This is a genomic window from Desulfarculaceae bacterium (genome assembly GCA_020444545.1).
In the GTDB taxonomy this organism is placed as follows: Bacteria; Desulfobacterota; Desulfarculia; order Desulfarculales; family Desulfarculaceae; genus Desulfoferula.
Map to the genome: position 1 here is coordinate 390,469 of JAHLKT010000002.1, position 20,389 is coordinate 410,857.

At 64.7% G+C, this 20,389-nt stretch carries 19 protein-coding genes; 5 read left to right on the forward strand and 14 right to left on the reverse strand.

Translation table 11 applies throughout. The features are described from left to right. Positions 1 to 125: 125 nt before the first annotated feature. The 3 genes from KQH53_06235 to KQH53_06245 form a co-directional block, all read right to left on the reverse strand. Positions 126 to 1,484: a sigma-54 dependent transcriptional regulator gene (locus KQH53_06235; protein ID MCB2226260.1), complete on the reverse strand. Its 1,359-nt coding sequence runs from the start codon at positions 1,482 to 1,484 to the stop codon at positions 126 to 128. Then, positions 1,481 to 2,926, reverse strand: a complete 1,446-nt coding sequence (locus tag KQH53_06240) for a hypothetical protein (protein ID MCB2226261.1) — start codon at positions 2,924 to 2,926, stop codon at positions 1,481 to 1,483. The genes KQH53_06235 and KQH53_06240 overlap by 4 nt, the downstream gene beginning before the upstream one ends. A gap of 75 nt (positions 2,927 to 3,001) precedes the next feature. Beyond that, positions 3,002 to 3,514, reverse strand: coding sequence for a periplasmic heavy metal sensor (locus KQH53_06245; protein ID MCB2226262.1), 513 nt, complete (start codon positions 3,512 to 3,514; stop codon positions 3,002 to 3,004). Positions 3,515 to 3,857: 343 nt separating this feature from the next. On the opposite strand from KQH53_06245, the gene KQH53_06250 reads away from it, so the two are divergent. From KQH53_06250 to KQH53_06270, 5 genes are all read left to right on the forward strand, one after another. Then, positions 3,858 to 5,084: a phosphatidylserine decarboxylase gene (locus tag KQH53_06250; GenBank protein ID MCB2226263.1), complete on the forward strand. Its 1,227-nt coding sequence runs from the start codon at positions 3,858 to 3,860 to the stop codon at positions 5,082 to 5,084. A 156-nt stretch (positions 5,085 to 5,240) separates the two neighbouring features. Continuing rightward, the gene (locus tag KQH53_06255; protein MCB2226264.1) at positions 5,241 to 5,783 is read left to right on the forward strand and encodes an XRE family transcriptional regulator; all 543 of its coding nucleotides are present in this window, start codon (positions 5,241 to 5,243) and stop codon (positions 5,781 to 5,783) included. Positions 5,784 to 5,835: 52 nt separating this feature from the next. Further along, positions 5,836 to 7,203, forward strand: coding sequence for a hypothetical protein (locus KQH53_06260; protein ID MCB2226265.1), 1,368 nt, complete (start codon positions 5,836 to 5,838; stop codon positions 7,201 to 7,203). 15 nt (positions 7,204 to 7,218) lie between these two features. Beyond that, the gene (locus tag KQH53_06265; protein MCB2226266.1) at positions 7,219 to 7,728 is read left to right on the forward strand and encodes a hypothetical protein; all 510 of its coding nucleotides are present in this window, start codon (positions 7,219 to 7,221) and stop codon (positions 7,726 to 7,728) included. A gap of 140 nt (positions 7,729 to 7,868) precedes the next feature. After that, the gene (locus KQH53_06270; protein MCB2226267.1) at positions 7,869 to 9,020 is read left to right on the forward strand and encodes an acyl-CoA dehydrogenase family protein; all 1,152 of its coding nucleotides are present in this window, start codon (positions 7,869 to 7,871) and stop codon (positions 9,018 to 9,020) included. A 46-nt stretch (positions 9,021 to 9,066) separates the two neighbouring features. On the opposite strand, the gene KQH53_06275 is transcribed toward KQH53_06270, so the two are convergent. The 11 genes from KQH53_06275 to KQH53_06325 form a co-directional block, all read right to left on the reverse strand. Beyond that, the gene (locus KQH53_06275) at positions 9,067 to 9,882 is read right to left on the reverse strand and encodes a hypothetical protein (protein MCB2226268.1); all 816 of its coding nucleotides are present in this window, start codon (positions 9,880 to 9,882) and stop codon (positions 9,067 to 9,069) included. Between the two features lie 342 nt (positions 9,883 to 10,224). After that, complete coding sequence (locus tag KQH53_06280) at positions 10,225 to 10,998, reverse strand: hypothetical protein (GenBank protein MCB2226269.1); 774 nt, start codon at positions 10,996 to 10,998, stop codon at positions 10,225 to 10,227. Between the two features lie 216 nt (positions 10,999 to 11,214). Then, positions 11,215 to 11,916 carry an XRE family transcriptional regulator gene (locus KQH53_06285; protein ID MCB2226270.1) on the reverse strand — a complete coding sequence of 234 codons (702 nt, stop codon included), beginning with the start codon at positions 11,914 to 11,916 and terminating at the stop codon, positions 11,215 to 11,217. Between the two features lie 23 nt (positions 11,917 to 11,939). Then, a complete protein-coding gene (locus tag KQH53_06290) occupies positions 11,940 to 12,494 on the reverse strand; it encodes a 2-oxoacid:acceptor oxidoreductase family protein (GenBank protein ID MCB2226271.1) in 555 nt (184 codons plus the stop codon). Positions 12,495 to 12,511: 17 nt separating this feature from the next. Beyond that, positions 12,512 to 13,273, reverse strand: coding sequence for a 2-oxoglutarate oxidoreductase (locus KQH53_06295; GenBank protein ID MCB2226272.1), 762 nt, complete (start codon positions 13,271 to 13,273; stop codon positions 12,512 to 12,514). Then, the gene (locus KQH53_06300; protein ID MCB2226273.1) at positions 13,270 to 14,331 is read right to left on the reverse strand and encodes a 3-methyl-2-oxobutanoate dehydrogenase subunit VorB; all 1,062 of its coding nucleotides are present in this window, start codon (positions 14,329 to 14,331) and stop codon (positions 13,270 to 13,272) included. Before KQH53_06300 ends, KQH53_06295 begins: the two co-directional genes overlap by 4 nt. Before the next feature lies 1 nt (position 14,332). Then, the gene (locus KQH53_06305; GenBank protein ID MCB2226274.1) at positions 14,333 to 14,548 is read right to left on the reverse strand and encodes a 4Fe-4S dicluster domain-containing protein; all 216 of its coding nucleotides are present in this window, start codon (positions 14,546 to 14,548) and stop codon (positions 14,333 to 14,335) included. A gap of 21 nt (positions 14,549 to 14,569) precedes the next feature. Then, a complete protein-coding gene (gene fabD / locus KQH53_06310; GenBank protein ID MCB2226275.1) occupies positions 14,570 to 15,493 on the reverse strand; it encodes an ACP S-malonyltransferase in 924 nt (307 codons plus the stop codon). A 114-nt stretch (positions 15,494 to 15,607) separates the two neighbouring features. Continuing rightward, complete coding sequence (locus tag KQH53_06315; protein ID MCB2226276.1) at positions 15,608 to 17,965, reverse strand: GAF domain-containing protein; 2,358 nt, start codon at positions 17,963 to 17,965, stop codon at positions 15,608 to 15,610. A 3-nt stretch (positions 17,966 to 17,968) separates the two neighbouring features. After that, the gene (gene glgC, locus KQH53_06320) at positions 17,969 to 19,246 is read right to left on the reverse strand and encodes a glucose-1-phosphate adenylyltransferase (GenBank protein ID MCB2226277.1); all 1,278 of its coding nucleotides are present in this window, start codon (positions 19,244 to 19,246) and stop codon (positions 17,969 to 17,971) included. Next, positions 19,246 to 20,388: an AI-2E family transporter gene (locus KQH53_06325; protein ID MCB2226278.1), complete on the reverse strand. Its 1,143-nt coding sequence runs from the start codon at positions 20,386 to 20,388 to the stop codon at positions 19,246 to 19,248. Before KQH53_06325 ends, glgC begins: the two co-directional genes overlap by 1 nt. Position 20,389 lies beyond the last annotated feature (1 nt).

Below are 20,389 nucleotides of genomic sequence, written 5' to 3' on the forward strand. Positions count from 1 at the left end.
AGCTTTCCACCGGACAGGGACGGACCTTCCCCGTTAAGGACCCATCATTCTTGCCAATATGACCTTAGAGTATAGGGTTAGGCCGTCCGGAGGGGCAAGGCAATATTTTCACCAGAATGGATGAATCAGGCGGGGGGCAGGCCGTACTCCTTAATTTTGTTCTGCAAGGTCTTGCGGGTGATGCCCAGCATCTCCGCCGCCCGGGTGCGGTTGCCCTCGGTGGCGGCCAGGGTCTTTTCGATTAACATGCGCTCGGCGTCGCGGATGGTCATGCCCGCGTGCAGGCTGTCCCCGGCCTCGGATTCGGGAACCCGGTCGCCCAGGAGCAGATCGCCCGGCTCTATGAGCTGCCCTTGCGACAAAATCACCGCCCGCTCCACTCCGTTGATAAGCTCGCGCACGTTGCCCGGCCAGGCGTAGGACATGAGCCGGGTGCGGGCCGCGGGGCTGAAGCCCTTTATCTCCCGCTGGTTCTCGGCCGCGAAACGCCGGAGAAACAGCTCGGCCAACAGCAGCACGTCCTCGCCCCGGCCGCGCAGGGGGGGCATGGCCAGGTTGACCACGTTGAGGCGGTAGTAGAGATCCTCGCGGAAGGCGCCTTCGCTCACCGCGGCGGCCAGGTCGCGGTTGGTGGCCGCGATCACCCGCACGTCGGCGTGGAAGGTCTTGTCGCTGCCCACCGGGGAGTACTCGCCTTCTTGCAAGGCCCTGAGCAGCTTGGCCTGGAGGGCCGGGGTCATCTCGCCGATCTCGTCCAAAAACAGGGTGCCCCCGTCGGCGGCGGCCATGCGCCCCTCGCGGCGGCTGGTGGCCCCGGTGAAGGAGCCTTTCTCGTGGCCGAACAGCTCGCTCTCCAGAAGGTTCTCCGGCAGGGCCGCGCAGTTCACCTTGATCAGGGGCCCCTGGGCCCGGGCTGAGTTCTGGTGCAGTATCTGAGCCACCACCTCCTTGCCCGTGCCGCTCTCGCCGGTGATGAGCACCGTGGCCTGGCTGGGGGCCACCAGGGCCATGGTCTCCTTGAGGCGGCGCATGGGCGGGCTTTCGCCCACCAGGGCCGAGAAGTCGAAGCGCTCGTTCAGGCGCTCGGCTTGGGAAGCCACCTGGGCGGCCAGGCGGGCGGCCTTGAGCTGGCGCTCGATCTTTATGAGCACCTCGTCCACGTCCAGGGGCTTGGTCAGATAGTCCTCGGCCCCGATCTTGAGGGCCTGCACCGCGCTGTCGATGGAGCCGTAGGCGGTCATCATCATCACCGGCAGCTCGGGGTGGGCCCCCTTGATGCGCCCCAGGGCCTCCATGCCGGTCACCCGGGGCATCACCAGGTCCATGAGCACCAGGTCCACCGGCTCGGCCTCCACCGTGGCCACCGCCGCGCCGCCGTCGGCAGCCTCGGCCACGCGGTAGCCCGCCTCTTCCAGGTGGGCGGTGAGCATCAAGCGATGGGCCGCCTCGTCGTCCACTACCAGGATCAGGGGTTGCTTGCTCATGCCTTGGCCTTTGTCAGGGGCAGGGTCAGGGTGAACACCGCGCCGCCCTCCGGGCGGTTGGCAGCGCTCAGCTCGCCGCCCTGGGCGGAGGCCAGGCGACTGGCGATGGCCAGGCCCAGGCCGGTGCCCCGCTCCTTGGTGCTGAAGAAGGGATCGAAGATTTCGTTTTCCTGGCCCGGGGGCAGGCCGGGGCCCTGGTCGGCCACGCTGAGCGCCACGCTCTGGCCGTTGCGCGCCGCGCTCACCTCCACCCGGCCCTGGCCGTTGTTGGCGTCCATGGCGTTGAGAAGGAGGTTCATGAGTATCTGGCGCACCTGGTCCGGGTCGGCCGGAACCTGAGGCAGGCCGGGCTCGCAGTGGGCCGCGACCTCCACGCCCTGGCCCCGGGGCTCGTCGGCCAGCAGGCGGATGGTGCCATCGATGCTCTCGCCCAGGTCCAGGGGGATGAGCCGGGGCGGCCGGGGGCGGGTGTAGTCCAACAGGCCCGAGACCACCCGCTCCAGGCGGTCCACCTCGGCCACGGCGGTCTGGGCGCACTGGGCCTGGCGGGTGCCTTCCTGCTGGCCCTTGGCCAAAAACTGCACCAGCCCGCGCAGGGCCGAAAGGGGGTTGCGCACTTCGTGGGCCACCGAGCCGGCCAAACGGCCCACCGCGGCCAGGTGCTGGTTGGCCGCCACTTCCTCGCGCAGGCGGCCCAGCTCGCGTTGGCGACGGCGGGCCAGGAGAAACATGAACGCGGCCACCGTGCCCGCGGCCAGGAAGACCACGCCCGCCAGGAACAGGGAGCTGGCCAGGTCGCGCTTTTGGGCGGTCTGGATGCTCTTGGTGGATAGGCGCACCAGCACGTAGCCCGGCTTTTGGTTCGGGGCGGGCAGGCCCATCATGTTCATGCCCGGGGCCATCATGCGTCCCATCTCTTCCCGATGGTCGCGTGCCCAATTGGGCAGCCTGCCGCCCGGCCGCCGCAGCGGAGCCAGGGGCTCGAAGGGCCGCCCCAGGACCAGCTCTCCCTTGAGGAAGGTGGTTACCGGCATACGATGGTCGATGGCCGCGTCCACCTCCTGGGGCAGGCCGCCCAGGGCCATGCGCCGCACGTCCTTGGCGTTGGGCACCGAGACTCCGGCGGCCATAAGCTCGTTGCGCGGGTCCACCACGGCCAGGGAGAGCAGGTTGGGCAGGCGCAGCATCTCCTCCACCAAAGACTGCATACGCAGGGTGCCCCACATGTGGTGGCGCATACCGAAGCGGGTGGCCCCCTCCAGGGAGCGCACCACCAGCTCGCCCTGGGTGGCCAGGGAGTGGCGCATCAGCTCGCCGGTCTTTTGCATACGCCGGGCGGTGGTCAGGCCGATCACCACCAGGATCAGCAACAACATCCCGGCCAGCAAGAGAACGGGCAGACCGCTCTTGGGCTCGCGCTTCTTGGGGGTGTTGTTGCTCATCCTGTCGGGTCTCCTAGACAATCAAGGCCCGGGCCTTTGGGGGCCCGGACCCTGATTGTAACCGAGGGTCGGTGCTTAGCGCCAGCAAGAGCCCTGGCCGTAGCCTTGGCCGGGGCCGTAACCCCTGCCCATCATGCCGGGGCCGTAGCCGCCGCCGCGAGGACCGAAGCCGCGTCCCTTGCCCCGGCCGCCGAAGCCGTAGGCGGGCAGGCCGGCGTTGGTGGCCTTCTTGGCCATCTGGGCGCGCAGGTCGATCATCTCGGTCTGCAGGGCCTTGATCTTGGCCGCGTCAGGCGTGGCCTGGGCGTACTCGGTGCGCAGCTCGATGCCCTTGAGGGCCATGGTCTGGCGAAGCTGCATGGTGTCCTTCAGGAAGGCGGCGCGCTTGGCCTGGAACTTCTCGAAGTCCTGCTTGCTCATCTGGGCGCCCGCGCCGTAGCCGGGCCCGGAGCCGCGTCCGCCGGCCGCGTAGCCGGGGCAGTTGCCCGGGCCGTAGCCTTGGCCGGAGCCCCAGGGGCCAGCCCAGGCTCCCACCGCCATGAGGGCCACCAGGGTCAGGCTACCTGCGATCACGCTAATCTTTTTCATGTTCTTGCCTCCTTGGGCTGACTCTTGGGTTTTGGTTTCCGTTTAGGTGCGTATCCGTTTTGGTGCGTTCCGGATGCCCCATGAAGTAGCATGGCGCGTGCCAACGCCTTGCTTGGCGGCCAAAAAAATGGATTTGCTAGTTATATCCAGAAGTTATAATGTGGGAAAAAATTGGGGCAGGGGGCGGGGCGGCCCTGGCCAGCGAAAAAAATAGGCGCGCTCCCGGCTGGGTGGGAAATTTTTTCGCACCAGACAGGAGCCATCCCCAGGTTTGACTGGTTCCTGAAAGGGGACCTACCATAGTTAGGGAAGCTCTTGACGAACCTGCAAGCGAGGATGCGACATGAAAACCAGCCTGGCCGGCCTTTTGCTGCTCTGTTTGGTCTTGCTGGGCCTCTCTGGCCCGGCCCGGGCCGAGACTCCCAAGGTTTCGCCGGACTGCCCCTGCGCCGGCTCCATCAATCGGCTGGTCCAAGCGTATGAGTCGCGGCCGGAGTTCAAGACGCTGTTGGACGCGGCCTTCGCCAACATGCAGCAGCTGCCGCCCGACTATCCCCGAGGCAACCCCTGGATCGGCAAGGACCTGGGCTATCTGGTCAGGTTCCTGGAGTCCTGGTGCACCTTTTTGCCCCAGGTGAACGGCAGCCACGACGATGGGCTCAAGTACATCCAGGACTTTGCCTGGTTCTATTACCAGAACCCCTTTGGCCGGGTCTTCGTGCGCCTGCCGCCGGGCAAGGGCATCATGCAGCAGTTCGTGCGCGAACGCGGGGCCTACATGGACAGCCCGGCCTCGCTGAAGTTCGTGGAGCAGTGGATCAACGACCCGCGCGGCGAGAAGGAGGACTACGCTCTGCCCGATCCCTCAGCCAAGGACGGGGGCTACAAGTCCTTTAATGAGTTCTTCGCACGCGAGCTGAAAAACCAGGCCGTTTCCCGGCCTCAGACCATGCCCGGCCGCGACTACCTGATCGCCGCGCCCACCGACTGCATCATGAACTCGGTGCCCCAGAAGATCACCAGCCTGGATACGCCCATTACCACCAAGGGCGGCGAGGCCCTGAACATCCTGGAGATGCTGGGCGGCTCCATGTACGCCAAGAAGTTCGTGGGCGGCACGGCCCTGTCCTGCGTGCTCATGCCCAACACCTATCATCACTTCCACGCGCCGGTGAAGGGCAGGGTGGTGGAGGCCCAGATCCTGGGCGGGTCTTTCTTCGGGCACCCCAACTTCCCCAAGTGGGCCCCCAGCACCGGCAACGTGGGATTTCCCGGGGCCAACTTCAACCCCTTCGGCGGCTTTCAGCGGGCCTATTTCGTGATCGACACCGGCCAGTACGGCCACGTGGCCATGGTGGCGGTGGGCCTCAACACCATCAGCTCAATCACCCTGGAGCCGGCCTTTTCCCATTTGAGCGCGCCGGTGGCTGTGGAACGGGGCCGCAAGCTGGGCCATTTCCTCTATGGCGGCTCGCTGTGCCTGATGTTCTTTGAAAAAGGCCGCTACACCTCCGGGGCGGTCAAGGTGCGCCTGGGCAACCAGATCGGCATCTTCGACACCCCACGCTAGCCGCCATATCTCCCCGCTCTTGCGGGCCCGCGCGGGGGGCGGGCCCCACCACCGGCCCGCGCCCTTATTTTGCTTGACCGGCGAACAAGTTTGCCCTATGGTAAATATTAACCAAGCCGACATATTGGTAAAGTAACTGAAATAACGGATAATATATTGAACCTGGGCAATGAGCTGCGCCGCTGCCGCAAGGGGCAAAATCTCACCCTCAAAGCGGTGGCCGAAAAGGCCAGGGTGTCGGAAGGCTTCCTGAGCCAGGTGGAGAACAACGTCAAGTCTCCCTCGGTGGAGACCCTGATGGCCATCGGCTCGGCCTTGAGCGTGGACGTGGGCGTCTTGCTCAGCCGTTTGCAAAAACAGGAGCGGGTCTTCGTCTTCCGCACCGAGGAGTGGGCCGAGGTGGACATGCCCCACACCGGCTTCGTCACCCGCCGCATGAGCCCGCCGGAAAACCGCGCCGTCCTGGACGGGGCGGTTCTTTTCATAGAGCCCGGCAAATCCCTGCCGGTACGCAAAAACATCAAGAATGGCCAGGAAGTGCTATGCGTCCTGGACGGCCTCATCGAGCTGCGTCACGGGGACCGGGTGTTCCAGCTGAAAAAGCATGACGCGGCCCATTTTTGGGCCGAGCCCAAGGCCCAGGCAATCGCCAACATTGGCGAGGAAACCGCCGTGGTCTTGTGGGTAGGGACTCTTTGAGCCGGGCCGGGAGGGGTCCGGTTCGCCAAAAATGTGAGGAGGGAGAGGACGCATGATCAAATTCGGCAAGGGCAACCTTAGGGTGCCCCAGTGGTCGCGCAGGGTGTTCATGGTCGCCGGCGGCTGCACCCCCTTCCGCAAGTACTTCCCGGAGTACAAGCTGGAAGAGCTGGTGATGATGGGCTACAAGATGATGCTGGAGGACAACGACCTGAAGATGTCCCCCAAGGAGATCAAGGACCAGATCCAGTACTGCGCCTACGGCGAGTTCGCCGATCACTTCCAGGACCAGCTTCTCTGCGAAGCCAAGATTCACGACTACCTGGGCCTGGACCCCCTGTGGAACAACGGCATCAAGACCGGCGGGGCCACCGGCGGCGCGGCGGTGCTCAACGGCGCCATGGCCGTGGCCAGCGGCTACGCGGACACGGTGCTGGTCTGCGGCTGGGAGCGCATGGACGAGGTGGACACCCGCACCGGCAACTTCTACATCTCCACCGCCGCCTGCAAGGACTTCGAGACCCGCATGGGGCGTATCTACAGCTCCTATTACGCGCCCATGGCCAACCGCTTCGCCGAGGCCTACAACCTTTCGGAAGTGACCCGGGCCAAGGTGGCGGTGAAAAATCGGGGCTACGCCATGAGTAACCCCAACGCCCAGCAGCCGGGCCACCATACCGTGGAAGAGGTGCTGGAGTCGCGCATGAGCGCCTATCCGCTGCGCTTCCTGGAATGCTGCGCCATGACCGCGGGCAGCGCCTCGGTGCTACTTTGCAACGAGGAGATGGCCTACAAGCTCAGTGACCACCCGGTGGAGCTGTTCATGGCCGGGGGCACCCACACCTTGCGCGTGGCCGACCGGCGGCACATGGAGATTCCCCTGCTGCCCAACGAGCCCGAGGGCATGTACGACGACCTGCTGGCCGAATCCGGTCGCTGGCCCGGCTTCGAGTCCTTCCTGGCCGCGCGTTTCGCGGCCTATCTGGCCTACCGCATGGCCGGCATCAAGGAGCCCCTGGATGAGCTGGACCTGGTGGAGCTGCACGACGCCTTCACCATCAGCGACATCCAGACCTACGGCGACATCGGCCTCAGGCCCTATGGCCAGGAGCCGGACTACATCGAGAGCGGCGACGCTTACTACGGCGGCAAATGCCCCTCCAACCTCTCGGGCGGCCTCTTGGGCACCATGCACGCGGTGGGCGCCACCGGCATCTGGCAGGCGGCCGAGGTGCTCTGGCAGATCCAGGGCAAGTACGACAAGTTCCACGGCGACGAAAAGTGGTGGCAACGGGCCGGCAAGGAGAAACCGGCCGACTGGAAGAGCCTGCAAGTGCCCGATGCCAAGCAGGGCCTGTGGATCAGCCACGCCGGAGTGGGCTCCCACGTCACCTGCGGCATCCTGCGCAAGGCCTGGTAAGGGAGGAGGCGTAACATGAGCAAGGCATACGAAGGTCCTTTGGCCACCAAGTTCATCGGCACCCCCAGCGAGATCTACGACGACAAGGGCGACTTCTGGGTAGTCGACTTTCCCCGCAGCATTACCCACCATCACACCTACGGCCTGTTGACCCCCTTCTTCAAGGGGCTCACCGAAGGCAAGCTGATGGCCACCAAGTGCACCAACCCCGAGTGCACCGAGAATTCGGTGTGGCTGCCCCCCCGGGCCGATTGCCCGGACTGCTACGCCCGCACGGAGTGGGTGGAGGTGCCTACCGTGGGCAAGATCTACGCCTACACCATGCTGGACTACGCGGGCATCGGCATCGAGATGGAGACGCCTTACTGGCAGGTGGACGTGCAGATCGAAGGCGTGGACACCATCTTCAAGGGCTACTTGAAGCAGGGCAAGCCGGTGACCGGCATGCCGGTGAAGGCCGAGTTCCGCACCGAGAACCCCACCCACACCATCCTGGATGTCTGCTGGGTGCCCATAGAGGGATGAGAACGCACGGCGGGGGGCTCCGGCCGGGGCCTCCCGCCTTTTGAGATTTCGCCGGCCCGGAGCGCGGCAGGCGGCTTGACGCCGGGAGAGCCGGTTATCTAGATTAGGTAAGCCCTAATCCGATCAGCGCGGAGGAGAGGATGGACTTCGAGCTATCCATGGAGCAGGATATCCTGCGCAAGACGGTGCGGGACTTCGCCGAAAAGGAGATAGCCCCGGTGGCCCGGGAGCTGGACCAAAAGGAGGAGTTCTCGCTGGACACCTGCCGGGCCATGGGCGAGCTGGGCCTGTTCGGCATGATCGTGGCCGACGAATACGGCGGCCAGGGCATGGACTACGTGTCCTACATCATCGCCGTGGAGGAGATCGCGCGCATCGACGGCTCCCACGCCGCCACCATCGCGGCGGGCAACTCCCTGGGCATCTCGCCCTTGTACTACTACGGCTCCGAAGAGCAGAAGCGTAAATACCTGCCCAAGCTGTGCACCGGCGAAGGGCTCTGGGGCTTCGGGCTCACCGAGCCGGGGGCCGGCTCCGACGCGGGCAACAGCGCCACCACCGCCGTGTTGGACGGCGACCAGTGGGTGCTCAACGGCTCCAAGATTTTCATCACCAACGCCAGCGCGCCCAACAGCATGGGCGTGACGGTGATGTGCAAGACCGGCAAGCGCGAGGACGGCCGCGACGAGCTGAGCTGCATCCTGGTGGAGCACGGCACGCCGGGCTTCGAAGCCCGCGAGATGCACGGCAAGATGATGTGGCGCGCCTCCAACACCAGCGAGCTCTACTTCGACGACTGCCGGGTGCCCAAGGACAACATCCTCGGGGTGCGGGGCAAGGGCTTCCACCAGATGCTGGAGACCCTGGACGGTGGGCGGCTGTCCATCGGGGCCATGGGCGTGGGCGGGGCCCAGGGGGCCTATGAGCTGGCTCTACGCTACGCCAAGGAGCGCCAGCAGTTCGGCAAGCCGGTGGCCAGCTTCCAGATCAACGCCTTCAAGCTGGCCGACATGGCCATGGAGATCGAGGCGTCCCGCCTGCTGCTCTACAACGCCTGCTGGCTACGCGACAATCACAAGTTTTTCTCCAAGCACGCGGCCATGGCCAAGCTCTACGCTTCCGAGGTCATGGGCCGGGTGACCGACCAGGCGGTGCAGCTCCACGGGGGATACGGACTCATGCAGGAGTACGACGTGGAGCGCTTCTACCGCGACTACAAGCTGCTGACCATTGGGGAGGGGACCAGCGAGATTCAAAGGCTGGTGATCGCCCGCTTGATAGGGGCGATCTAAGACACAGCGGCTGGGGAGAGGGGAAGGCGCCTCCGCGAGGGGGCGCCTATTTTATTGCGCCGCGCCCCACCGGGCAGGCCAGCTCGCAACGGCGGCAGTAGCGCACCTGCTTGCTGGGCTGCTCCCGTTCCGGCAAATCCACCATGCGCCCGTCCGTGATATCCGCCTCCATCTGACGGTTGCAGACCTCGCGGGCATAGGCCCCGTCGCGGCCGGGCAGGGGAGACGGGGCGTCCGGGGGCCACTTCCGCCCATTCGGGGCCATGGCCCCTTGCGGGCAGGCCGGGCGGCAGGGGCCCTCGCACTCCGGGCAAGGGTCCCAGTCCAGAGGCTCGCCCGGCGCCAGCTGTGCGCCCACGGCCAGGGCGCGCAGGCGCACCCGGGGGCCCAGCTCCGGACACATGAACAGGTTGCTCCGGCCCACCACGCCCAGGCCGGCCAGCACGGCCGCGTCCTTGAGAAACACCCCGCCGCGCTCCGGGTGATAAGCCAGGTCGCGCGCCGCCACCCCGTGCTCCTCGCGCAGCCAGCGCGCCACGCCCTTGGTCACCTTGGCCAGGGCCTGGTTGCCCAGGGTGCGGCTGGGGATGTGCTCTTGCCACCAGTCCAGCTCCGGCTCGCCGCCGGGATGGGCCACGCCCACCACCACCAGGCTGATCGGCTTGAAGTCCAGGTCCGGCTCCGGGGCCCGGCCGGGATGCCCCGCGCCCACCCCGCCCCAAGTGGGCATGAAGGGTTGCACCGCGTAGGAAGGCCCGGCCATGAGCCGGTCCCAGGCCACGGCTCCGGCGATGTCGGCCCCCAGGTCGCGGGCCTGGTTCAAGGCGGCTTGGGTGAGTTCGGAGGGATTCGGTTCGTTCAAGACTTCAGCCTATCTCGCGGCCTGGGGCCGCGTGCGCGGGTGGGCTGTTACACCGAGGGTGCAGGCTATAGGCGGCCATGTCAATGGGGGAGGTGCGAAATTTGGGATTGGCCAAGCACGAGCGGTTGAGAGCAAGGCGGGAGGCAAGCCATGAGCAGCGCCCCAAAAGAGAGCCGATTTGGCAAAGAGCTTCAGGCCCACATGGAAGGCGTGGTTGCCTAGCACTTCGCGGCCCAGCGCCAGCGCCTGTGGCAAAGCTGAGAGCCGCGTATGTTGGGGGAGGTGGCCGCCGTGACTGTAGGGAAGGCTTATATATTAAGATGCCCCGTTTTTTGTGATCGCCTATTTAGGCATCGGCCAATTGTTTGTAACGCCTTCTAGGCCAATATCTTTGAGTTGGTCCAGCGTGATGTTATATTGCTTTGCAATGTCATTTTCATAAATTTCCAAGAGTTTGTTGGAAGCCGCCGCTTGTCTTTTAAGTTGTTCACGAGCGTCATCTTGCGAGTACCCTGGTTGAGAAGGGTTGGGAAGAGGATATGCCGCCTCTGCTTCTGCGTGTGACTTATCTTCAGCTTTGACAATCGTAACGAAGATTTCCCTGCGCTTTGCTTCGTCTAGCCCGTGAATTGTTTTTGGTAGCTCTTTGATTTTTTCAATTAAATCACTTTTTATACTTATTTTTACTGGATCTTCATCGCCCACTTTGCTCAGCATGCCAATCCATTGACCCATTCCTGAATCGAAATGATCGCGGGAGGTGTAAAGATATATAAAGACATGGGTAGGTCTGCCGCTATGATAATTAAAGCTGGTTTTAGAAGTTTCCTGCAAATATAAATTTTGCAGTAATTGGCGGAGATTAGCTTCGGTGATTGTGCCGTTTATTTGAACATGCAACTCCACTTGGGTTTTTATGGGAGCATCATAAAGCTCCCGATCAATTATGTTGTATTTCAATGCGGATTCATTCGTTTGCCTTTGGTTTTCGTAAGCCTTCGGCATTGTATCCAAATCCTTTCTTGATTTGTTGGGGGGACTTTCGCTGCACCCAAAAAAAGCGATTGTGATAACAGCTATGGCAGTTAGAATAATGGAATGTCGATGTTGACTCATGATAGCGTCCGCCTATTTGGTTGCTTTGCTCGACATGCAATATATAAAATATACTAAATGAAATTGGCAATTAGGAAAATTTGTCATTAGAGGAGTTTATGCATAAACTTCCGCTAAAATTATGTCTAACACGACTTATCTTTTCTGCTCAACAAAAAAAGGGCGGGGATAAACCCCGCCCTCACTCAATCAAGCAATCTTGTCTTTCTTTCTAGCCTACTTCTCCTGACTGTAAATCACCGCCAGGATCTTGGCCGGGCCGCTGCCATGAGGGCGCAGCACGTGCGGCACGCTGGAGTCGTAGTAGATGCTGTCCCCCGGGCCTAGGATCTCCACCGCGTCGTCCACCAGGGCCTCCATGGAGCCTTCCAACACGTAGATGAACTCCTGGCCGTCGTGGGCGCTGGGCTCCACTTCCTGGCTGGCCGCTTCAAGCGTAACGATGAAGGGCTCCATGTTGCGGTTGGTCTTGTGCGGGGCCAGGGTCTCGTAGGTGTATCCGTAGGAGGTGCGCTTGGTGGCGCCCTGGCGGCTCATCTGCTGGCGGTCGGCCACCCGGGTCACGGTGTAGGGCCGCTCGCCCCCACCGCTGATCAGGGCGCCCCAGCGCATGTCCAGGGCCTTGCCCAGCTTGACCAGCACGCCCAGGGGAGGGGAGGCCTCGTTGCTCTCGATCTCGGCCAGGGCGTCCTCCGGGATGCCGGTGCGCTGGCTCAGGTCCTCCAGGCTCAGGCCCTTGTGCTGGCGTACCAAGGCGATGCGCGCCCCCACCGGCAGGCTCTCGTCGGCCGGGGCCTGCTGGCCGGCGGCCACGGCGTCCACCCCGGCCAGGAAGTCGTCCTCCCGGCTGTTGCCGTAGTGGGCGCTGTCGCCCTGAGACATCAGTCCGTGGTGGCCTTTCTCGCCCTTGTCAGCCATGGCCTCGCCTCCCGTGTGGGCCGCTAGGCGGCCTTTTCCCCGGTAACGAACCGCGCCCCCGCCTGGAGGGCCTCGGTGTTGGCCGGGATCATCTTGTGATAGCGCGGGTCCAGCGCATCGGTCAGGGCCTTGGCAACCTGCTCGATGGTCAGGACGCCGCTGCCGGCAACCACCGCGCCCAGCATGACCATGTTGGTCAGGCGCGGGTTGCCCACTTCCTTGGCCAGCTCCAGGGTGGGCACGTAGTGCACCTGCTTGGCGCGGGTGGTGAACTGGCCCTCCTGGATCAGGCTGCCGTTGACGAACACCTGGCCCTTTTTCTTGACCATGGGGGCGAACTTCTCGGCCGAGGGCCGGTTCATCACCACCGCGGTCACCGGCTCGTGGATGATGGGCGAGCCCACCGGACGGTCGCTAACCACCACCGTGCAGTTGGCCGTGCCGCCGCGCATTTCCACCCCGTAGACCGGCATGTAGGTAACTTGCTTGCCCGCCTTCATGGCCCCGTAGGCCAGCACCGTGCCCATCAAGAGCACGCCCTGGCCGCCGAACCCGGCGATTATGGTGTCAAAATACATCGCTTACCCGCTCCCGGTCAATTGGCCCGGACGTCTTTGTAAACGCCCAGGGGGAAGTAGTCGGCCATTTCCTTGCCCACCCTGGCGTTGGCCTCTTCGGCGCTCATCTTCCAGTTGGTGGGGCAGGAGGAGAGGAACTCCACAAAGGAGAAGCCCCAGCCCTTCTGCTGATAGGTGACCGCGCGCTTGAGGGCGGCCTTGGCCTTCTTTAGGTTCTTGATGTTGTCCACCGCCACCCGCGCGGCATAGGCGGTGCCCTCCAGGGTGGAGAGCATCTCGGTCACCCGGATGGGCAGGCCCGCCTCGGCGGCCGAGCGGCCGTAGGGGCTGGTGGTGGTCACCTGGCCTTCCAGGGTGGTGGGGGCCATCTGGCCGCCGGTCATGCCGAACACCGCGTTGTTCACGAACACCACGGTGATGTTCTCGCCGCGGTTGGCCGCGTGCACGATCTCGGCGGTGCCGATGGCGGCCAGGTCGCCGTCGCCCTGGTAGGTGAACACAAAGCTGTCGGGCATGGCCCGCTTGAGGCCGGTGGCCACGGCGGCGGCGCGCCCGTGCGGGGCTTCCACGATGTCCACGTCAAAGTAGTCGTAGATCAACACCGAACAGCCCACCGAGGCCGCGCCCAGGGTCTTGCCCCTCAGGCCGAAGTCGTCGATCTGCTCGGCCAAGAGGCGGTGGATCACGCCGTGGTGGCAGCCGGGGCAGTAGTGGTAGGGCACGTCCTTGAGGCAGGAAGGACGGTCGAAGACCTTCTTGAGTTTAGGCTGGGCGCTCATTTCAGGCCTCCCTTGCGCCAAATCTTCATGGCTTCCTTGGCCAGCTCGTCGGGGGTGGGGATGGAGCCCGGAGGCCGCCCGTAGAACTCCACGGGCACCGCGCACTCGGCGGCCAGCTTCACGTCCTCCACCATCTGGCCGGTGTTGAGCTCCATGACCGCCAGGATCTTGGCCTTGGCCGCGGCCTCTTGCACCGCCTTGTCCGGGAAGGGATACAGGGTGATGGGCCTAAGCAGGCCGACCTTCTTGCCCTTGTCCCGAAGGATGTCCACGCTGGTTTTCAAAATGCGGCCCACCGAACCGAAGGCCACCAGGATCATCTCGGCGTCCTCGGCGCGGTAGAACTCGTAGCGCACTTCCTTCTGCATGCTCTTGTACTTCTTGGCCAGCATCCAGTTGTGCACGGTCAGCTCGCCGTCGGCCAGGAACAGGCTCTTGAGCAAGCGGGCCGGCCGCCCCTCGGCCCCGGTGAGGGCCCAGTCCTTGGGCTTGGGCTTCTTGCGGTAGGCCTTCAGCTCCACCGGCTCCTTGATCTGCCCGATCAAGGCGTCGCCCAGGATCATCACCGGGTTGCGGTACTTGTCGGCCAGGTCGAAGGCGTCCATGGTCAGGTCGTAGTTTTCCTGAGCCGTGGAGGGGGCCAGCACCAAGGTGCGGTAGTCGCCGTGGCCACCGCCCCGGGTGGACTGGAAGTAGTCGCCCTGGGAGGGGTGGATGCCGCCCAGGCCGGGGCCGGAGCGGCTCATGTTCACGATGACCCCGGGGATCTGCGAACCGGCCAGATAGGAGATGCCTTCCTGCTTCAGGCTGATACCTGGGCTGGAGGAGGAGGTCATCACCCGCGCGCCGGTGGCTGCCGCGCCCAGCAGCATGTTGATGCTGGCCACTTCGCTCTCGGCCTGCACGAACACGCCGCCGGCCTTGGGCAGATGGGCGCTCATGTACTCGGGGATGTCGTTCTGGGGGGTGATGGGGTAGCCGAAGTAATAACGGCAGCCCGCTTCGATGGCCCCCATGGCGATGGCTTCGTTGCCCTTGATCATTACTCGCCGGGCCATGTTACTTCTTCTCCTGCTTGTAGACCCTCAGGGCCATGTCCGGGCAGAGCTCAGCGCAGAAGGCGCAGCCGGTGCATTTGCCGTCGGAGTTGAAGGTCACGTAAGCATAGCCCTGGGCATTGTACTCGTCGCCCAAGGCCAGGTTCTTCTTGGGACAGGCCAGCACGCAGAGGCCGCATCCCTTGCAGCGCTCGCTGACCACCTCGACCTTTGACATGGTGATGCTTTCCCCGTGTGGCTACAGGGCCCCGGCGATCTTTTCCAGATCGCCCGGCTCCTGCAGGTTGTGGACCGCGGTCCCAACGGGAGCGGTCTTTTTGATCAAGCCGGCCAGCACGTTCTTGGGGCCGGCCTCGATGAAGGTGTCCACGCCTAAGGCCAACAGGGCCTGGATGGTCTGCACCCAGCGCACCGGCGCGGTGAGCTGCTTCATCAATTCTTGTTTGATAACCGCCGGGTCGCTGGTGGGCTCCCCGGTGGTGTTGGGTACGTGCAAGCAAACGGGCGCGGCGAAGCTAGTCTCGCTCAGAGCGGCGGCCATGTCGCGCCCCGCCTCGGCGATGAGCGGGCTGTGCCAGGCGCCCGAGACCTTGAGCGGGATGGCCTTGAGGCCGCGCTCCTTGGCCAGGGCCCCGGCTTGGGCCACCGCGTCCTTGGCCCCGGTGATCACGGTCTGGGCCGGGGTGTTGAAGTTGGCCGGCTGCACCTCGCCGTCTACCTCTTCGCACAGGGCGGCCACCGCGTCGGGCTCCGCGCCCATAATGGCGGTCATGGCTCCTGGGTTGGCCGTGGCGTCGCGGTCCATGAGGCGGCCGCGCAGGCTGATCAGCTTGAGGCAGTCGGCAAAGGAGAGCACCCCTGCGGCTGCCAGGGCGGCGTATTCGCCCACGCTGTGGCCGGCCACGGCCACGGGCTCGATGCCCGCGCTCTTAAGGCCCTGCCAGCAGCAGAGGTCCACCGCGATGATGGCCGGCTGGAGATTGACCGTGCGGGTCAGCTCCTCCATGGGCCCCTCGAAACAGAGCTTGGTCAGGGGCAGGCCGCTGGCTTGCTCGGCCAGGGCGAAGAGCTCCTTGGCTTTGGGGTCGGACTCGCACCAGGCAGAGCCCATGCCCACGTATTGTGAGCCCTGACCCGGGAACACCACCGCGACCTTGGCCATCGCAACCTCCCCGCGCTTAGGCAGAATAACCGCCGGATTCGGCGGCATAAAATACGACCAGTTAATCTACCCAATGCGCTGGGGACTGTCAAACCTTTGGGAGGGCGCGCGAGCTCAGGAAGGCAGCGCGCTGCCCGCCCGGGCGGCCAGGGCCGGGGAGTCCAGGTCGATGCCCACGCGCAGCGCCTTTAGCCCCTGCACTCCGGGCAGGTCCTCCAGGTTGTGGGTCTCCACCTTGGACAAGAGGAAGCCCTCGGATTGCAGGTGCTCGATGTGGCGGCGCATCTCGCGGGCCTCCTCCGCCTGGGAGTAGACCAGGGCGATCATGCCCGGCTGGGTGAGGCGCTCGCCGCCGGCGATGGTGGCCTTGTCCAGGCGGGAGCGGATGATCTCGTGGCGCACGTCATAGGCCCCGTCCACGTCGAAGCGCTTCTCATCGTAGCGGAAGCGGATGGACATGGGGCTCTGCTGCACCAGCACCAGATGGGCGGTCTCCAGGGGCACGGCCAGGCTGTCTTGCAGCTCGCGGGTGTGCCAGGCCAGGCCGCAGGTGATTATGAGCTGCCACAAGCGGAAGTTGGACATGTACAGACGGCTGAAGCGGCCGTCGGGGTTGAGCGCCGCGCCCAGGTAGATGATGTAGTCCACCCCGTCGGTGCGGTGGCGCTCGTAGTAGTGGGGCAGGGAGGCCTGCATGACCTCCTCCTCGCGGTCAAGGTAGGAAGCCAGGCGTTCGTTGAGGATCGACACGCTCTGCTCGAAGCGGCGCCGGGCCTGGTACACCGTGCCCAGGCGCGGGTCCACCTCGCGGCGGTAGGCCTCTATGGCCTGGGCCGCCTCGGGTCCCTGCTCGCCAAGCTCATCGAACACCGACTCCAGCTCGGCCTTGAGGAAGCGGGGCACCCCGGTCTCGTCGCTGCTGCTCATGCCCGCGGCCAGGCGCTCCCGCCGCCGCTCGATGCGCCCGGCCAGCTCGGCCAGGATGGGCAGGGGATGCGCCCCCCCGGCCGCCCGCACCACGGCCAGGCCCAGCTCCAGGTGCCGGTCCAGGTCCTGGGCGATGGCCCGGTTGCGCTCGTTGGAAGAGCCCCGGATGTCGCTGGTGGCGTAGAGCGGGTGCACGTCGTGGAACACGATGGGCTCCATCTCCGCGCCGTCGCCGGAGCGTTGGTCCTCCAGCAGGCGGAAGGCCGCCTGCTTGAAGCGCCATTCCACGGAAGGGTGCACCGCCGTGCACTGCTGCTTGATCACGGTCTGGATGCGCTTGTCCAGATCCTCCAGGGAGTTCTGCACCGCCACGGTGAACAGGGGCTGGAGCTGGGTCATCAGGGCCGCGTCGGTGGGGGTGAACTGGTCCACCCCTGGCAGGCCCACCTCCAGCGAGCCGATGCAGGCGCCTTGGTAGAACAGCGGGGCGATCATCAGCGAGCGTATTCCGTGCTCGGCGTACTCGAAGCCCAGCTCCTGCATGCCCGGGTGGGTGGTCACGTCGGGCACCACCACCACCTGGTCGCTGGCGATGAGCTCCTCGAACAGGGTGCCCTTGAAGTTCTCGATGGGCTCGTGGCGCGAGCCGTTGAACAGGCAGTCGCTCTCGAGCTGGCAGCCCACGTTGAGCAAGAGCACCTGGTCCTGGTGGATCGCGGCCAGGGAGGCCATCAACTCGGAGCGCCGGAACAGGGTGCGCAGCCGCCCTTGCAGGCGTTCGAAGCCCGCCTGGGTGACCACGGTCTCCTGGTCGATGAGATCGCGGCTCAGGGCGCTGATGGTTTCGAAGGCGGTGACCTCGGTGGCCTTGAGGGTGGTGAAGCCCGCCAGGCGGAAACGATCGGGGGGCAGCACCTCGGCCAGCTTGTCGGGCTGGTCGATGTGGCGCTTGATGAACTCGCACTTGGCGTCGTCCAGCTCGATGGGCTCACCCACCGCCTCCACCTTTACGAAGCGGAAGTCCAGGGAGATGGCGAAGTGGCGCTCCAGGCCGGTGGCCTGGTCGGCCACGATCAGGGCCAGGGGAAACTCCAGCTTCTGCTCCAGGCCGTAGAACTGGTTCAGGATGAACAGATAGGCCTTGATGGCCCGGCCCGTGACCCAGGTCTCCTGGTCCACATTGCGCCGCACCTCCCAGCCCTCGCCGGGGGCCAGGAACAGGTCGCGGTAGGGATCGGAGAAAAGGAACGGGGTGAGCACAAAGGGCACCACCGCGCAAAAGGCCTCGGTGTCATAGGCCGCGGGCGGGAACAGCAGGCTCATCAGGCGCAGCAAGAGGCTCTGGTGTTCCTCCAGCACCGAAAGGTCGCGGATGTGCCCCCGCAGCTCGGGGGTGGCGTCCAGGCGGGCCAGGAGGTCGCCGCCCACCGGGTTGTCCGGCCAGCGCCCGCTGTCCAACTTTTCCTGGAGATAGTCGATCAACGGCTCCAGGCTGAGCACGCAATCGAAAGGAAACTGCTCCCGCGCCTGGTCGCCGTTGAACATCACCTAGCCTTTGAAATAGTTGCGCGGCACCACGCAGATGCCCCGGGGGGTGACCGTGAAGCGCTCGGCGTCGGCCCGGGGGTTGATGCCGATTTCGGTGCCTTCGGGCAGGTGGTTGCCCTTGTCGATGATCGCCTTCTTGATCTTGCAGCGGCGGCCGATGGTCACGTCGTCCATGATCACGCTCTCGTCCACCTGGCTCCAGGACTGCACCACCACGTTGGGGCTCAAGACCGAATTGCGCACCAGGGACCCGCTGATGATGCACCCCTGGCCCACCAGGGAGTCCAGGGCGCGCCCCACCCGGCCCTCGTCCTCACGCTCGCTGGCGAAGACGAACTTTGCCGGAGGCAGCTGGCGGCGGTAGGTGCGGATGGGCCAGAGCTGGCCGTAGAGGTTGAAGTAGGGGTCCACCCCGCACAGGTCCATGTTGGCGTTCCAGTAGGCATCCAGGCTGCCTACGTCGCGCCAATAGCCGCTATCGCCCGAGCCTTCTCTAAGCTCGAGGGTGCGGCGGCCCTGCTGGTCGGTGATCCACACATAGTCCTTGATGTGGTTCTGGGCCTTGTAGGGATAGGCCATCACCTTGTAGCGGCTCAGCAGCGAGGGGATGATGTCGTGCCCGAAGTCCATGCCCTCGGTGTCCTTGAGCACATCGATGAGCACGTCGCGGTCGAACAGGTAGATGCCCATGGAGGCCAGGGAGTGCTTTTCGTCGCCGGGGATGCACACCGGGTCATCCGGCTTCTCGTGGAAGTCGCGGATACTGAAGTCCGGATTCACCTCCACCACGCCGTAGGAGCATGCCGTGGCCCGGTCCACCTCGATCACCGCAATGGAGACCTGGGCCCCGGCGGCCTCGTGGGCCCGGCGGAAACGGGCGTAGTCCATTTTGTAGACATGGTCGCCCGAAAGGATCAGGCCGTGGCTCAGGGAGCGGTCGCGCTCCACCAGATAGGCGTTTTGCCGCACCGAATCGGCGGTGCCTTCGTACCAGCGCTCTCCCGAGCGCATCTGGGGACTCACGATGCGCAAATAGTGCCCCAGGTCGAAGGAGAAGATGTTCCAGCCCGCCTCGATGTGGTCCACCATGGACTGGCTCTTGTACTGGGGCAACACCATGATCTTGTAGATGCCGCTGTTGATGCAGTTGCTCAGGGTGATGTCGATGAGGCGGTAGGCCCCGCCAAAGGGCACGGCGGGCTTGGAGCGGTCCCGGGTGAGGGGAGAGAGCCGTTCGCCCTTGCCGCCGGCCATGATGATGGCCAAGGTGTCTTTCATCAACCTTGCTCCACTTGGTTTTCGGCCACGGCCGGTGGGGCCGGGTCGGGGCAATTTTCTTCTTCATGGTTTACGAAGTGCAGGCGGTAGACCTCCAGCAGCGACAAGAGCAGGGCCAGGACCATGGGCCCCAGCACCAGCCCGATCACCCCGAAGAGAAGCAGGCCGCCCAACACCGCGAAGAACACCAGCAGCGGGTGCAGCCCGCCCAGGCCGCCGATGAGCTTGGGCCGGAGGAAGTTGTCCGATACCAGGGCCGCGATGAGGCACCAGACCATCATGCCGATGGCCGGGCCGGTGTGGCCCACCAGGAGCAGGTATAGCCCACCGGGCACCCACACCACCGCTGTGCCCACGATGGGCACCACCGAGGAGAAGACCATCAGGGTGCCCCAGAAGGGGCTGTTGGGCACCCCGAAGATCCAGAAGCCCATGCCGCCCAAAAAGCCCTGCAACAGGGCCAGCACCACCGTGCCGGTCAGGGTGGCCCGCATGGTGGTGAGCACCTCGTCCTTGATCTTGTTGTTCAGGCTCACGGGCATGGGGCTCAGGGCCAGCAGGCGGTCCACCGCGTGGCGGCCGTCGATGAGCAGATAAAAGGCCACGATGAGCATCAGGAAGAAGTCGATGACCAGGTTGGTGACGCCCTTCAACAGGCCGGCCAGGTTGGCGTAGAGGAAATTGCTGATGCGCCCCAGGAACTCACCCAGCTGGGTGAGCAGGTCGGTTTTTTCCAGGTGCAGGATGTCTTGCAAACGCTCCAATATTGGCTTGAACAGGCCCAGGCCCTGCTGCACCGTCTTTTGCAGCTCCCCGCTCTTGAGCATCTGGTTCACCGTGTCGGCCAGGTCCAGGGCCTGGGCGGTGATCACCCCCAGGATGAAGTACAGGGGCAGCACGATGATGATGGCGAACAGCAGCACCGAGATGGCCGCGCCCAGGGCCTGGCGCTTGCGCCCCACCACCCGGAGCACCACCTGGTGAATGGGCCAGCCCATGACCGCCACCACCACGGCCAGGAAGATGGGCATGAGGAAGGGCCGCACCAGCAGATAGGCCAGGTAGAGGATGAGCAGGGTGCAGATGCCGAAAAACCACCGGCTGGTGGCCGTGGCGAAATATGGGGGGGGAATCGGGGCCATG

Coding starts and splice junctions, on each gene's coding strand:
- KQH53_06290 (MCB2226271.1), bottom strand. CDS start 12,494: ATGTATTTTGACACCATAATCGCCGGGTTCGGCGGCCAGGGCGTGCTC.
- KQH53_06300 (MCB2226273.1), bottom strand. CDS start 14,331: ATGGCCCGGCGAGTAATGATCAAGGGCAACGAAGCCATCGCCATGGGG.
- KQH53_06325 (MCB2226278.1), bottom strand. CDS start 20,388: ATGGCCCCGATTCCCCCCCCATATTTCGCCACGGCCACCAGCCGGTGG.
- KQH53_06270 (MCB2226267.1), top strand. CDS start 7,869: ATGGACTTCGAGCTATCCATGGAGCAGGATATCCTGCGCAAGACGGTG.
- KQH53_06280 (MCB2226269.1), bottom strand. CDS start 10,998: ATGAGTCAACATCGACATTCCATTATTCTAACTGCCATAGCTGTTATC.
- glgC (MCB2226277.1), bottom strand. CDS start 19,246: ATGAAAGACACCTTGGCCATCATCATGGCCGGCGGCAAGGGCGAACGG.
- KQH53_06305 (MCB2226274.1), bottom strand. CDS start 14,548: ATGTCAAAGGTCGAGGTGGTCAGCGAGCGCTGCAAGGGATGCGGCCTC.
- fabD (MCB2226275.1), bottom strand. CDS start 15,493: ATGGCCAAGGTCGCGGTGGTGTTCCCGGGTCAGGGCTCACAATACGTG.
- KQH53_06285 (MCB2226270.1), bottom strand. CDS start 11,916: ATGGCTGACAAGGGCGAGAAAGGCCACCACGGACTGATGTCTCAGGGC.
- KQH53_06240 (MCB2226261.1), bottom strand. CDS start 2,926: ATGAGCAACAACACCCCCAAGAAGCGCGAGCCCAAGAGCGGTCTGCCC.
- KQH53_06260 (MCB2226265.1), top strand. CDS start 5,836: ATGATCAAATTCGGCAAGGGCAACCTTAGGGTGCCCCAGTGGTCGCGC.
- KQH53_06295 (MCB2226272.1), bottom strand. CDS start 13,273: ATGAGCGCCCAGCCTAAACTCAAGAAGGTCTTCGACCGTCCTTCCTGC.
- KQH53_06315 (MCB2226276.1), bottom strand. CDS start 17,965: ATGTTCAACGGCGACCAGGCGCGGGAGCAGTTTCCTTTCGATTGCGTG.
- KQH53_06250 (MCB2226263.1), top strand. CDS start 3,858: ATGAAAACCAGCCTGGCCGGCCTTTTGCTGCTCTGTTTGGTCTTGCTG.
- KQH53_06235 (MCB2226260.1), bottom strand. CDS start 1,484: ATGAGCAAGCAACCCCTGATCCTGGTAGTGGACGACGAGGCGGCCCAT.
- KQH53_06265 (MCB2226266.1), top strand. CDS start 7,219: ATGAGCAAGGCATACGAAGGTCCTTTGGCCACCAAGTTCATCGGCACC.
- KQH53_06245 (MCB2226262.1), bottom strand. CDS start 3,514: ATGAAAAAGATTAGCGTGATCGCAGGTAGCCTGACCCTGGTGGCCCTC.